Here is a 14,027-nt window from a genome sequence, read left to right on the forward strand (position 1 = left end):
AATTGGGTAGAATTATATCAAGAAGAACAGGAAGACAAGAAGAACCTTTGCAACCCCCAAAGCTCAACCGGTCATTAACAACCAGACAAAGCACCTGAGCACCGCAATATGCACAGTCCAACATTAACCACAGATTCTGGAACAGACGGACAGGCATGTTGAAACCCCCTGGAATATCCCGATTGATAGCCGCCGAAAGGCGGCTTTTTTTGTATCTGCAGTATTTTCTACGCCAGCAGTTCGAGCCCAATCCTCATTCGCTGCAGGTCAACCTCGATAATCTTCACTTTCACTATCTGGCCGACACTGAGTACCTCGAGAGGATCTCTGACCCTGTTACCCATCCTGCTTTTGTGGATGAGACCGTCCTGCTTCACGCCTATATCGACGAAGGCTCCAAAATCGACCACGTTTCTCACCGTTCCCTCTAGCTCCATTCCAGAGGCGAGGTCTTCCATGGTCAGTACGTCGGTTCTCAGCAGAGGTTGAGGAAGCTCTTCCCTGGGGTCAAGCCCGGGCTTTTTGAGCATGCCGATGACCTCTCTGACCGTTATCGGATTGAAGTTCTTTTCTTTTGAAAACTCTTCGACATCTATCCTCGCTAGTCTTTCCGGCAATTCGAGGCGCTTCTCGAAAAGCTTTTCTGAAGAGACACCTATCTTGTCCAGTAGTTCTCTGGCGATCGCGTAACTTTCGGGGTGGACGGCTGTTCCGTCTAGAGGCTCATCACCGTTTATGATCCGGCAAAAACCGGCCGCCTGTTCGAAGGCTTTAGGACCGAGACCGGTAACTTTCATTAGATCCTTCCTGTTTCTGAAGGGGCCGTTTTCGGATCTGTATTTAACTATACTCGCAGCGATCTTCGGGCCAAGACCGGAGATGTATTTCAGAAGATGCTCCGAGGCCGTGTTGAGATTGACACCTACCATATTCACAATCGACTCCACTTCTCTATCCAGGGCTTTCTTTAGTTCCGACTGGTTCACATCGTGCTGGTACATACCGACCCCTATCGCCTCTGGTGGTATCTTCACATATTCGGCAAGCGGGTCCTGCACTCGCCTGGCGATGGATATCGCACCGCGGGTGGTTACGTCCTGATCGGGGAATTCTTCGATGGCTACTTTCGAGGCCGAATAAACGGAGGCACCCGATTCTGTGGTAATCATATATTTTATGGCCAGTCGATGTTCTTTTATGAGTCTGCTCACAAATTGTTCCGTCTCTCTTGAACCCGTCCCGTTTCCGATTGATATGAGCTCCACCCCGAGAAGATTGGTCGCCTGGACGACCTTCATCGCCGAGCCAGCGTAATCGTTCTGTGGCGGAGTCGGGAAGATCACATCGTGGTAGAGCAGTGCCCCATCCCTTCCTATAACTGCCAGCTTACAACCTGTGCGGTAACCGGGGTCAATTCCCATAACGACTTTTTCTCCCAGAGGAGGTTGAAGAAAGAGGTCTCTGAGGTTTCTGGCGAAGACGTGTATGGCCCTGGTTTCGGCTTCTTCGCGTATTTGTGTTCTTACTTCTCTCTCTATCGAAGGAAAGAGGAGCCGTGAGAAGGAATCGATGGCCGCCTCTTCCAGCTCGCTATAATAAGTCAAAGAGTCGGTCCATCCCGCCAATCTTTTCAGAGAAGGCAGTATATCGAAAGGAAGCTCGAGGTGCACTTTGAGAATCTCTTCACGCTCGCCTCTGAATAGTGCCAGAACCCTGTGCGCTGCCAGGCGATTTATCGGCTGAGAGAAGTCATAGTAATCCCTGTACACGGCTCGTTCGTCTTCTGAATCGGTCTTCTCGCTCTTAATAATACCTTTGGTTTTCAGCTCGTTCCTGACTCGCTCCCTTATCATGATATCCTGTGCGAACTCTTCGGCCAGGATATCGCGAGCACCTTCCAGAGCCCCTTCGACCGTTGACACTTCTAGTTCGGCGTTTACGAAACCGATTATGAAGTCGTCATCTCTCTTCCTGGCAGTTTTAAGGAAGTCGGCCAGTGGCTGGAGTTGCTTTTCTCTGGCCTTGTCGGCCCTGGTTTTCTTCCTGGACTTGTAAGGCAGATAGAGATCTTCGACAACCTGGAGAGTGCCGGCCTCAACTATTCTGGTTTTGAGTTCGTCTGTGAGCTTTCCCTTCTCCTCTATCAGACGAAGAACCTCTTCCTTTCTGGCCTGAAGCTTTTTCATATACTCCAGTGTGTCAGCTATGTCTCTTAACTGTATCTCGTTGAGTTCGCCCGTCTTTTCCTTTCTGTATCTGGCTATGAAAGGGATGGTCTTCCCGTCTTCAAGAAGTTCGATAGCATTCTCTACTTTCCAGGCGGGAAGACCGAGCGATCGTGCTATATCCAGAACCATTTCACTCATCGGAAGTAACCTCCAGAACTGTCTTTATTGTCTCGATCGGGAAGGAGCCATAAGCGGTCTCATTGGAGAGAACAACTCCGGCATAACCATTCTCCTTAATATCTACGAGGTGGCAGATCTCGCTCCGCGTGGCGCAGGGGTGATCCACCATGTGTTCGAGCACCTCGCCAGCCATCAGGACCGGTCTGTTGAGCCTTTCGATATTTCTGGTGAAGAACCTGTAGAAGTCAACCAACCCCCTAGTACCGAGCTGGGCTCCGAGATCACCCCTGCAGAACCAGATTTCGTCGCTGGCCTTTGCGATATCCTCTATCCTGTCGAAAGGGAGCTCGCGCTCTATCTTTGAAGCGACCGGTCTTTGAGACAGCTCTTTGAGTTCAGTAACCTCGCAGGACGAAGAGACGAAGGACAACGCGTACCTTATAAAGCCGTACTTTTTGCTGAGCGCTACTATCTCTGCATCCCTTGACGAAAGCTCTATCTGGTTGACTGGATGAGGAGAAATATTCATTCCCTTGGCAGCCCTGATTGTACCGCCTCTCAGAACCAGCGCTCTCGCGTATTCGGACTCTGCTTTCAGCACCTCCAGCTCGATTTTGCCGTCTTCTATCGAGACTCTCATCCCCGCAGAAAGATACGACAGAGCTCGAGGGTCTATAGAAATTGTTTTTAGTTCCAAACCCGAGCTTCCTAAAATCACCTGTTCGCCCGTCTTGATCTCGAATTCCAGCTGATTACGCGAAAGTCTGAACTTCGCTCCCTGAAGGTCTAAATAAAGAGGAAGCGAACAGTTGCGGTTGTAGTACTCAAGAAAGGATTCGAGTTCACCCAGATCGCAATGGGAAGAGTTGAACCTTACTGCACTGGCCTGCATCATTTCGACGGATTTTAGGAGCTTCCTGTCCTTCACGGTAGCCACGATAGAGAACTTGGTCATATCGATCACCTCTAGCAAGATTATAACAGTCAACCGAGAGAAAGAATGTCTGTCATCTTGAATGATCCCTCCAGCGATTCGTTCGGGAGATAATGACTGAACACAAGGCGAGGTTCTTCATCATTATGGCCCTGTGAAGACCGGGTTTGCTTGTGTTGTATTTCATAATGTGGCACAAATTTATCTGGGCGGTTGGATAATTATGGCGACAAAAGAATGATTTCAACGGCGAGATCTCGTAAGACACCACTTCGGGAACCTTCATAATTCACTCAACAGAGGAGAAGGTCCCTAAACAGCATCAAAGCAATTAGTGGTCCTTCCTTTTGAAAAACCCTGATGGTTAGAAAGTTTAATCCGTAATTAGAAGATCTTGATAACAAGATCAAGTAAAAGACATAGGAAAAAGGAGAAGAGTCCGGCAACGAGCGGAGTTTGCACCCACCCCAAAACTATTTTCTTCAGAACCTTCAGATTAATGTCTTTCGTGCCTCCAGCGAATCCCGCTCCAACAACTGCCCCGACTATCGCCTGAGAGGTAGAGGCCGGTATACCGAGCAGTGTGAACATCCACACAATCGACGACATGGAAAGCACGGCTATCACTGCGGCGAAGTGATCGAGAGTGATTATCTGTTTTCCCACCGTGTACATTACGCGCTTGCCGAAAGTGATCACGCCAAGGCCTATGCTTATGCCTCCCATCAGCACGGCGACTTTGACCGGCATTATCCCCGCAAATGGACCGATGACGTTCGCCACATCGTTTGCCCCGAGTGCGAATGAACCGTAAGCTCCTATGGCGATGGCACCTATTTTCAAAGCAAAATTCTGTGTCGGTTTGGTCTTTATCCTTGCAAAGACAATAGATATTATTCGGTACAGAAAGAAACTGCCCACGGCGGCGCCAACAGGAGTGGCCACCCAGCAAACCACTATTTTCAGAAATATAGACCAGTCGGCCGTTCCCTGGAACATTCCGACACCGAATATAGCTCCCATCATGGCCTGTGAAGAGGAAACGGGAATACCCAGAAGAGTCATGATGGTCATCGTCAAGGCTGCTGCAATAGTCCCAGTGACAGCTGTAAAGACGGTTTGCGAACTGAGGCTGGAAATAGTCTCAAGAACTCTAGAGCCGGCGAAGACCGCGCCTATGAGTATAAATATCACGGATGAGGCGACCGCAACTTTGAACTTGACAAGGTCAGAAGCCACGGCCGTACCGTAAACGTTTGCCGCATCGTTCGCCCCCAGTGCCCATCCGAAAAATACCGCCGAAACTACTGCAAGAAACATATCAAGCCTCCAAGTAAGGGAAAAATACGATCTTCGAACAATCCTATAATTAAGATATTAGGTGATCTTTATGCGAATGTTTTCCCAGTTCGTATTGGAGATATGTTTTTGATATGCAGGCTAAACTCACGAATCGAGGATAAAACCAGTCGATATTTAGTTCCAAGAATTTTCTCTGGAAAATAGAAAGAGTTCCCGTGAAGATTGACTTTCCATGAGACCTGCGCGTGATTCTTTGGCAACTTAGTAAATAGTCTTAAATCCAGAACGTTTTTTTCCGTTGTGGACGTACAATGAACGTTGGGGGTGAAAGCTATGAAGAATGCCGTTCTTGTACTTTGTTTTTTGCTTGTCACTTCACTTTCGTTTGGAAGCCTTTCTCTCGGATTAATCAGTGTTGCCGCGCAAACCGAATCTTTTTCGAATACTCCTCTTTCCGGATTTGTTGGAATAGACGTTCTTGGTATTGACTTACGGTATGATTTTGATCCTTTGTCTTTTGGAATAGCAACTCCGTTTCTTGTGTTTACTCTTTCGGAAGACACCGGAGTAAAGCCTTCATTTATAATTCCCGGAATTGCCTGGTACGGTTATGTTGGACTGAAACTCGATCTTGATACTTTTTATGTTAGAGGAGATATCGGCCACACGTTCGCTTTTGGAGAGCAGTCACAGTTGGGTTTTTCACCTCTCAGACTGGGAGTTGGGATGAATTTTAGTCCCGGTTATTACATAGAGCTCAACGTAGATCCTATTCTGCAAAAATTCAAAGAGACTGTCGGTAAGATATTCGATTTTGAGATAGGCTATAGATTCTAAGAGAACAGAAGGGGTGTTTGAAGATGAAGAAATCTCTTGCTACCGCCATTGTGATAACCGTGATTGCAATCTCTTGCATTTCGAGAAATCCAACTGTTGAGGCGTACAGAAATAGTTTCTGCTCAGTTACTTATCTGGATATAGAGAGCTTCAGTGTGAATCTGACAACGGATAAGATCAATATCTCGAGAAATGAAAAACGAATGCTCAATGATGGCGACATTCTTATCTACCTTACAGATGAAGACAGGCTTGGAAAGATGCTAATACTTGAGCTAGACAAGAATAGAAGCGGCATACTCTTGTTTGATTTTGTCACATACGACAGGAACGGTAAAATCCTCATTGAGAAGAAAGAAATCAAGCTTCAGGCTTCTTATATCTTTGATTTCGACAAAGGAATAATTCCTGAAAAAATCGAGGGTGTCGAGCTGTGGTGGCACAATATGGATGATATGGAAATGTATCTCGTTCCCTGGACTCCCACAAAACTCGGGAAATATTCATTGGCGAAAATGAACTGAGATCCAGGGCAATTTTAAGAAGAAAAATATTTGATGGATTAGAAGAATCTTTCTAGAAATTGAGTTGAAAAAGGTGTCTGGATATAAGCTTAATGATGGCATCTGAAAAAACTCGCCATGCAGGTTGATAATAAGTCCTGGCTCTCACAAGTAAAAAATCTACCTGGATCACTACCTCAACTCATGCAATATCATGATCCTTTTTGCAATTAAAAAAAGCAACCTTTGTATAACCGTTTCGATTCACCTGTAAATTACTATTTCTGTACTCAATGCGTTTTTAAATATCTGCCAGATATATCTATCGATTTTCAATGGATTAAATCGGTGGGAAAAATAATCGTGAATACCGATATAGATATTAATTACAGGGGAGTTCCGGAGCATTATTATCCATTAAGCGGACCGTATCCAATAAATAGGCGAGGAAAGAAATAAGGCAAAAGAAAAGGGACTCAACTCCATATAGAATGTTTTTTGTGTATGAAAAACAAAACGAAAGGAGAGAGTCCCGAAGAAATGATAACACCAAAGGACATAAGAAAAGTGAAGGAAGCGGTGAGAGAGATAATACCTGCGCACAGGCAGGTGAAAGGAAGACCGAGAGAGTACTCGGACAGAACGATAGTGTTGTTGTATGTGATTTTTATACTTTTCCGTTGTAGCTCAATCGTTGAGATGTACAAAATGATCGAAGGAAAGAAGAGGGTGTTGAAAGTGATAGGTGAGCTTCCATCAAGGCAGACATTATCATATAGACTGAGAAGGCTGGATATTGAAGCTATAAGCAGGAGAATCATAGAAAGCATAAAAGGCGGAACATACATAATCGACTCGACACCGATAAAGGACATCACAAATCAGGGGATAAAAAAGTGTAAGAATCTGAAGTTCGGCAAAAACAGGGACGGATTCTTTTGGGGAAAGAAGGTACATTTCATAATCACTCAAGAAGGGATACCCGTCAAATTCAAGCTGACCCAGGCCAATGAAGACGATGCTAGAGTTGGAAAGGAGATGCTGGACAATCTCAACGGTCTGATTATAGCCGATAGGGGTTACTTCAAATGGAGCTTCTTGTCCCAATTCACCAAAGAAGGCGATCTAAGGGCCATAGTGAGACCGAAATCGAGAAAGAAGGACTCGAGCTTCAAGGAGAAGCACTCACAGACATATTCAAAGCGATGGAAGATTGAGAGGCTGTTCCAGAAAATGAAAGAGGTGTTCAGAGTGGAGATTCCCAGAAAAGGTGGCAGAGATGATCTCTTGTCCAGAGTAACGGCACTATTTCTAACGGTTGTTACTCTTGCCTTCTCCAAGTTCGTGCTCAACTATCCTATTCTGGATTACCTCAATTGTTGCTGATTTGTTTATTGGATACGGTGATTAAGCGTAACTTTAAAGGAGTTCTACTGGTCTAACGGCACACCAACGAACAACAGGCATTTGAAAGTGGACAACAAAGGGCTCGCCGGGCATACCGGTCTCGATGTTAACCTCAATAACATCACAGTTGCCTTTACCTTCCCGTCAGTACCCAACGGACTTATTCTCTACTACGGCGAATACGGCGGAAATATCAACGTCGAGGTTAACGGAGATCTGAAGAACGTTCAGAACTTTGCCGACATAAACGGTGCCGTTATTGGCGGAGTCAATATCTCAATTACAAACGCCGTAGGCCAGAAAGGCGTTCTGAACCTTCTGGGAGCGATTAACTCATTTTCGATCGGTGGCCAAGAGCTGTGGATCGACCACGTCTGTCCTAGAAAATGAAGGGATCACTTTTCACAAGAACTAGAGGAGCAACCCACTTTATTAGATATTGAGTTGAGCTTTCGCTGCCCGATAGATACAAATGGCCGGCTTTGCCAAGCGATACCGGTAAAATGTGTTCATACTTGAGACGAGTTCACCGAAAACCTCATCCCCAGAAGGATTTAATGAATATTCTTACTACATCGGCTCCACCTATGAAAGTCCCGATAGTGCTTCCAACGTTCGCAAGAACCACTACCAACAGTATACGTGTGACTCTATTTCTCCAGAAACCTTTGAAGGAGTTCACATCCTCGCTAAGGTTTTCAAAGTCCGAGACATGGGGCTTTCTTATCATGGCTTCCACGAGACCGGCGAACCAGCCGGCGGCGAGCAACGGATTCAAAGAACTTATCGGAGCGACTACAAAGGCCGTGAGTATCGAAAGTGGGTGCCCGAATGCGGCCAGTGTTCCCAGAGCCGAGAGAGAGCCGTTCCAAAGTATCCAGCTCAGTATTTGGTCGAGGCCGGCGTCGCGGTTAACGATAACCGTCGCTACTATCAGCGAAATTATTGCTATCGATATAGTCCAGCCGATTATCTTACCGGTCTTTTTTTTAGGTGGGATTTTGCTCAAAGCTGCTAGGTCCTGATCCTCCTTGATAGCCTCTTTAAGGCCCGGAACGTGACCAGCGCCAACCACTGCGACTATCTTCTTTCCCGGGGCATCCTTGATCTTCTGGGCGAGGTACTTGTCCCTTTCGTCTATCAGCGTTTCTTTAAGTTGTGGGAAGGATTTGGACAGCTCGCTCAGGGCTGATGTCAGCATGTCGCCCGATTTCATTTTGTCCAGTTCTTCCTCGGTTATCTTTTCGTCGCTGAAGATCGAGAGAACGAGACTGAAAAAGAGTTTGGCCTTCCCCCAGAAACCCAGGTTTCCCCAGATTCTCGCGAAGGTCACCTGTATATCCCTGTCGGCCAGCACCAGCTGTGCGCCGGTCGCCCTGGCCGACTCTATCGCCTGGAGCATCTCCTGTCCGGCCTGTATCCCGATCTGCTTGGCCATTCTCTTCTGGTAAGAGGAGAGAATAAGATTAGCCAGCAACAAAAAGGATTTCTTATCCTTTATCACTTTGGCGATATCCGTCTTTTTCCAGCGATCCTGATCTTGCATCGACTGGTAACGCGAGTTGCAAAGTTCGATCGCAACGAAATCGGGTTTCTCTTCCTCTATAACCTGCTTCACTTCTTCGGCGCTGTTTTTAGATACGTGAGCGGTTCCAATCAGTATTATTTCTTTATCTTTGAGCTGTATTCTATGTACCGTCTCTGACAAATCAATCACCGGCCCTTTCTATATTCTTTCAAAGACTATTTAATCACAATATTGCATCCGGCTCTCAATTATGAGATTATCAATTGTGTGGTTTTTGATAATCGATAGCATGTTGAGTGAGGTGATCGCATTGTCAGATCCCGTCGTTGCAAGAAAAGAAGATATCCCCGCTATGATAAAGCTTTCGAGCCAGGTCTTCAAAACGGATATGGGCGGTTGCTTTCCGCTGCTTTTCTCGCCGGAAAACGTGGAAAACATGACAGTCGTGAGAGAGGCCGGAAGGCCAGTGACAATGGTAGGCATGCTTCCTAAAGAAATCTCTGTCTTCGGTCACAGGTTGAAGGCCGGTCTCATCGGCGCTGTATGCACGCACCCCGATTACAGGGGCAGAGACTACGGGGCGAAGGCTTTGGCAATGTCCGAAAAAATGGCTATAGAGAAGGGCATATCGCTCTTTATAATCTCGGGTAAGCGTGGTCTATACAACAGGTTTGGAGCCGTTGAGCCGGATGGCTTTTACAAGCTGAAAGTCTTACCGGGAAAGGCTTCACGTGTTAAAGAGGCGAGCGAAGAAGATCTTTCGAAAATCGCCTGGCTCTACATGGGGAGGTCGGTACGTTATTTCAGGGATCTTTCGCAGTTCAGAAGAGTCTTCGCCACAGGCCGGGTGATGGTTAGAGCGGCTAAGACCTTCATCAGCGATAAAGCTTACGTCACGGTGATAAAATTCCGCGGCAGCAATTACATCGTCGAACATGCCGGATGCGAGAGCGACGTTATCGAGGCGGCAAGGGGCTATCTCCAGTTAAGCGGAGAGAAGGAATGCGTTCTTGTGCTAGACGGTCTCTTCCTTAGCCAGGAGAGGGAAAAGACCGACTTCGAAGGAACGATGAAGGTCATATCCATTGAGAACTTTCTCGATCAGCTCGAAGGTTATTACAGGGAAGTAATGACGGACGGAGAGTTCGAAGCCTTCAGAGAGAAGGCCAGTAAAATGACTCCGGCCGAATTCACCAGACTGGTGCTGCTTGAGAGCAATATAAAGGGCTCCCCTATTCCGCTGCCCGTCTATGGTTTCGATTATATCTAGTTTTTTTCGACGGCCGGAGCTTTAGAAAACCTCCAGTTGACCACGATGATACCCAAAGCTACGAAAAGAAGTGAGAGTAAGGTATAGGAGTTTATCGCTTCACCGGGAACGAAAGCGGCCGACAGGAAGACTCCGGCAACGGGTATGACGAAACGGTACATGGTTATCTCACCAGCTTTGTGATAACTGAGCAGGGCGTACCAGAGAGAGAAGGCAACCGCCGAAAGCAACATGGAGTAGATCAAAAGAGCGACTCCTTTCGCTGTGAAGACCAGTGCACCGACCTTCAAGCCAGGCAAACCGAATAGAAGCAACATAAGACCGCCGATCGACAGCTGCCAACCCGACACCAGAAAGGGAGATCTACTGGCGGAAAGCCACTTGGCGTAGATCGTTCCTATTGCTCCTATTGATGTGGCGATCATCATGAAACCGTCGCCTTTGAAAACGAAGCTCAGTGTGAAGCCTTCGTTGAAATTAGCCAGAAATACGCCCAGAAAGCCCAGAAACATTCCGAGAGTTTTTCTCCAGCTGAGACGGTCGTTATGGTATATATAGTGGGCGATGAGTATGACAAGAAAGTTTTCTCCGGCCATGATTATCGAGGACTTCATGCCGGTGGTGTAACTGAGACCGTTGTAAAAGAAGAAATACAACAGGAAGGTCTGCATCGTACCCAGAGCTATGAAGTGGATGTAATCCCCGGCCGTGAACTTCTGTCTTTCCTTTTTGCCGAAGGGGATCGAAAGAAGCAGCACCATCAGGCCCGCACCCAAAAAACGAAGACCGGCGAAGACCAGCTTCGCTGAAACGTCGTCGGGAGCGATGGCCATCTCTTCGTAACCGATCTTGAGAACCGGGAAGGCGCTTCCCCAGAGTATCGAACATATAATAGCCGTCACGGCTGACGCAAAATTACCCCTAAGTATCTCCATGAACTGAGTTTACACCATCACCATTAAGTCGTTGATGCGGAAAGCTGACGATACAGCTCTATGAAGTCATTGTGGTAATTTGGGGGACGACCTCCTAGTTTTTTAGATACCCAGCGATGGTATCATTGTAATAGGATCTATGAGAGGAGAAGATTCCTATGAAGCAACTGCGTACCGTACGCAAGATAGTTACTGGCAAGGACACGGTCGATGGAGCCGGGGTGAAACTGGTAAGGGTGATCGGTTATAAAGATACCGCAGAATTCGACCCCTTTCTCATGCTGGATGCTTTCGACTCCACAAACCCGGACGATTACACGAAAGGCTTTCCCTGGCATCCACACCGTGGTATCGAGACGATTACATACCTCATAAGCGGGAATATAGAGCATAGAGACAGTCTTGGCAACAGTGGCAGCATTCTCAACGGCGATTGTCAGTGGATGACGGCCGGGTCGGGTATAATACACCAGGAGATGCCCAAAGCGAGCGGAAGGCTCTTCGGTGTTCAGCTCTGGCTAAACCTGCCCGCCAGAGACAAGATGGTAGATCCTCAGTACGGCGATATAAAATGCGAGGACATTACTGTCGTAGATGAAGATGGGAGTAAAGTACACATCATCGCGGGTCGATACAAAGACTCGAAGGGAGCATTTGAAGGAAGGTATGTGAAAGCTACCTACCTGGATGTAGAAGTCACGGCAGGAAGAGACTGGTCTTTCGAAAGCCAAAGAGGTTCGACTCTGTTCATCTATATTCTTCAAGGCACGGGACTCTTCGATCCAACAGGCACTGAATCTATAACCAGAAAACATGCCGTTTTATTCAACGAAGGCGATAGATTCTGGGTCAGAGCCGGCGATGAAGGGATCAGGTTTTTGTTGCTTTCTGGCAAACCTCTCAAAGAGCCTATCGCGTGGGGAGGTCCCATAGTTATGAACACCCATCAGGAGCTTGATAAGGCCTTCAGAGAACTCAGCGAAAACACGTTTATAAAGAAGTGAACCGTCAGGAAGGCGACGCGACAGTTTCATGGGTAGAGATGGCAGCAAATCGAATGCCCTCTCGATATCTCGACGGTCTTGGGTCTGGTGTGAGTGCATATCTCCATTCTTTTAAAGCACCTGGGATGGAAGGGGCAGCCCTGTGGAGGATTGGTAGGGTCGGGCGCGTCACCCTGAAGGATTATCCGCTGGCCCGTGGTGCTCGCTCCCGGTATTGCCGAGAATAGCGATTGCGTGTATGGATGGCAGGGATTAGCGTACAGGTCTGTCGCTTCAGCCATTTCAACGATCTCCCCGAGGTACATTACGGCTATCCTATCGCAGAAGAAATGTACTACTCCGAGATCATGAGATATAAATAGATAAGTCAGCGAAAGCCTCTTTTGGAGGTTTTTCATAAGGTTGAGTATTTGTGCCTGTATTGAGACATCCAGCGCCGAAACGGGTTCATCCGCTATGATGAATTCCGGATTGAGAATCAGGGCGCTCAATATGCCGATCCTCTGCTTCTGCCCACCCGACAGTTCGTGCGGGTAACGATCCAGGAAACTCTCGTCGAGATCCACCAGCCCCAGGCTTTCCCGGATTGTCCTTTCGATCTCGGAGCGACTTCGCACGCCCTGTGAACGTAAAGGCTCGCTCAGAATCCACTTCACGGTCTTCTTTGGGTTGAGAGAGCCGGCGGTATCCTGAAAAATTATCTGGATCTTCCTCCTTAGATATTTCAATCTCTCGCCCTTGATGGTCGTTATATCCTCGCCTTCAAAAAACATCTTCCCTCCCGTCGGTTCGAGCAGCTTTATTATCGTATGGCCGGCCGTTGTCTTTCCGCAGCCCGATTCCCCTACCAGTCCGAAAGACTCTCCCCTAGCTATGGAGAAAGAGACACCATTTAGAGCCCTGACCCTTGCCGGACTCTCTAACAATTTCGTCCTTCGCAGCGGGTAATGTTTCACGAGGTCTCTGACTTCGAGAATTATGTCGCTCATCGCAGCTCACCGGCCAGGAAGCATCTCGATTCATGTTGATCTCCGAGAGCTTTGAATTGTGGCAACTCACGTTTACACCTTTCGAAGGCGTATTCACATCTGGGCTCGAAGGGACAACCGGTAAGCGCGTCGGTTATCGACGGTACTTTACCGGGGATGTCGTAAAGCTCCCTCCCTTTGGAATCGATTTTCGGAATTGCCTTCATGAGCCCTATCGTGTATGGATGCTCCGGTCCACAGAAGAGCTTTTCGGTCGGGGCGACCTCCACCAGATGCCCGGCGTACATCACGCAGACTGAAGTGCATATCTCTCTTATTATACCGAAGTTGTGGGAGATGAAGATGATGGAGGATCCCTTCTCTCTGTTTATATCTTTCAGCAGCTGGAGTATCTGTGCCTGGATCGTAACGTCGAGCGCCGTCGTCGGCTCATCTGCAATTATCAGGGACGGCCTGCAGGCTATCGCTATGGCGATGGCTATCCTCTGGCGCATTCCGCCGGACAGTTCGTGCGGGTATTTATGGTATAGTCTCTCCGGGTCTGGTAATCCCACGTCTCTCATGATATCGACAACGCTTCGAAACCTCTCACCGCCGCTCATTTTGGTGTGCATTTTCAGGTTCTCGTCGATCTGTCTACCGACTTTCCATAGGGGATTTAGTGAGGTCAACGGTTCCTGGAAGATCATTGAGATCTCGCTTCCGCGCAGTTTTCTTATCTCTTCCTCATGCATCGCGACGATATTCCTGCCGGAAAAGTCGATCGTACCAGAGAGTTGGGCGTTACTTGGAAGGAGTCTCATGATGGCCAGGGCTGTCACGCTCTTGCCGCATCCCGATTCACCGACCAGGCCAACGATGGAGTTTCTACCGATGTCGAAGGAGATCCCCCTGACCGCCGGGAAGTCACCCTTAGCCGTGGTGAAGGAGATCTTTAGATCCCTCACCTGGAGAATAACCCCCTCTGAGA

At 47.8% G+C, this 14,027-nt stretch carries 13 protein-coding genes; 6 read left to right on the plus strand and 7 right to left on the minus strand.

Going from position 1 to position 14,027, the window contains the following annotated elements; genetic code table 11:
• Window positions 1–227: 227 nt before the first annotated feature.
• The 3 genes from MESINF_RS07505 to MESINF_RS07515 all read right to left on the minus strand — a co-directional run bounded on the left by MESINF_RS07505 (window position 228) and on the right by MESINF_RS07515 (window position 4,602).
• A complete protein-coding gene (locus tag MESINF_RS07505) occupies window positions 228–2,366 on the minus strand; it encodes a Tex family protein (protein ID WP_169699242.1) in 2,139 nt (712 codons plus the stop codon).
• The gene (locus MESINF_RS07510) at window positions 2,359–3,303 is read right to left on the minus strand and encodes a pyruvate kinase (protein ID WP_169699243.1); all 945 of its coding nucleotides are present in this window, start codon (window positions 3,301–3,303) and stop codon (window positions 2,359–2,361) included. The genes MESINF_RS07505 and MESINF_RS07510 overlap by 8 nt, the downstream gene beginning before the upstream one ends.
• Window positions 3,304–3,666: 363 nt before the next feature.
• Window positions 3,667–4,602: an inorganic phosphate transporter gene (locus MESINF_RS07515; protein ID WP_169699244.1), complete on the minus strand. Its 936-nt coding sequence runs from the start codon at window positions 4,600–4,602 to the stop codon at window positions 3,667–3,669.
• A 315-nt stretch (window positions 4,603–4,917) separates the two neighbouring features.
• On the opposite strand from MESINF_RS07515, the gene MESINF_RS07520 reads away from it, so the two are divergent.
• The 4 genes from MESINF_RS07520 (at window position 4,918) to MESINF_RS07535 (ending at window position 7,721) form a co-directional block, all read left to right on the plus strand.
• Window positions 4,918–5,421: a hypothetical protein gene (locus tag MESINF_RS07520; RefSeq protein WP_169699245.1), complete on the plus strand. Its 504-nt coding sequence runs from the start codon at window positions 4,918–4,920 to the stop codon at window positions 5,419–5,421.
• Between the two features lie 23 nt (window positions 5,422–5,444).
• Entirely contained in the window at window positions 5,445–5,945 is a 501-nt protein-coding gene (locus MESINF_RS07525; protein ID WP_169699246.1) for a hypothetical protein, read from the plus strand.
• 483 nt (window positions 5,946–6,428) lie between these two features.
• Window positions 6,429–7,310 (plus strand): transposase, encoded by an 882-nt coding sequence (locus tag MESINF_RS07530; RefSeq protein ID WP_169699247.1) that lies wholly within the window; start codon window positions 6,429–6,431, stop codon window positions 7,308–7,310.
• A gap of 87 nt (window positions 7,311–7,397) precedes the next feature.
• Window positions 7,398–7,721 (plus strand): hypothetical protein, encoded by a 324-nt coding sequence (locus MESINF_RS07535; protein WP_231936668.1) that lies wholly within the window; start codon window positions 7,398–7,400, stop codon window positions 7,719–7,721.
• Window positions 7,722–7,869: 148 nt separating this feature from the next.
• Here MESINF_RS07535 and MESINF_RS07540 read toward each other — a convergent pair whose 3' ends face one another.
• Window positions 7,870–9,039, minus strand: coding sequence for a TraB/GumN family protein (locus tag MESINF_RS07540; RefSeq protein WP_169699249.1), 1,170 nt, complete (start codon window positions 9,037–9,039; stop codon window positions 7,870–7,872).
• Between the two features lie 130 nt (window positions 9,040–9,169).
• On the opposite strand from MESINF_RS07540, the gene MESINF_RS07545 reads away from it, so the two are divergent.
• Window positions 9,170–10,129 (plus strand): GNAT family N-acetyltransferase, encoded by a 960-nt coding sequence (locus MESINF_RS07545; RefSeq protein ID WP_169699250.1) that lies wholly within the window; start codon window positions 9,170–9,172, stop codon window positions 10,127–10,129.
• Here the strand turns inward: MESINF_RS07545 and MESINF_RS07550 are convergent.
• Window positions 10,126–11,064, minus strand: a complete 939-nt coding sequence (locus MESINF_RS07550) for a DMT family transporter (protein WP_169699251.1) — start codon at window positions 11,062–11,064, stop codon at window positions 10,126–10,128. The two genes, MESINF_RS07545 and MESINF_RS07550, sit on opposite strands and share 4 nt — an antisense overlap.
• A 158-nt stretch (window positions 11,065–11,222) precedes the next feature.
• Here MESINF_RS07550 and MESINF_RS07555 point away from each other — a divergent pair, with 158 nt between their 5' ends.
• Window positions 11,223–12,068, plus strand: a complete 846-nt coding sequence (locus MESINF_RS07555; RefSeq protein WP_169699252.1) for a pirin family protein — start codon at window positions 11,223–11,225, stop codon at window positions 12,066–12,068.
• A 26-nt stretch (window positions 12,069–12,094) separates the two neighbouring features.
• Here the strand turns inward: MESINF_RS07555 and MESINF_RS07560 are convergent, their stop codons facing one another.
• The gene (locus tag MESINF_RS07560) at window positions 12,095–13,057 is read right to left on the minus strand and encodes an ABC transporter ATP-binding protein (RefSeq protein ID WP_169699253.1); all 963 of its coding nucleotides are present in this window, start codon (window positions 13,055–13,057) and stop codon (window positions 12,095–12,097) included.
• The gene (locus MESINF_RS07565; protein ID WP_231936669.1) at window positions 13,054–14,004 is read right to left on the minus strand and encodes an ABC transporter ATP-binding protein; all 951 of its coding nucleotides are present in this window, start codon (window positions 14,002–14,004) and stop codon (window positions 13,054–13,056) included. The genes MESINF_RS07560 and MESINF_RS07565 overlap by 4 nt, the downstream gene beginning before the upstream one ends.
• Window positions 14,005–14,027 lie beyond the last annotated feature (23 nt).

The sequence above is a fragment of the Mesotoga infera genome (assembly GCF_900157305.1).
GTDB lineage: Bacteria > Thermotogota > Thermotogae > Petrotogales > Kosmotogaceae > Mesotoga > Mesotoga infera.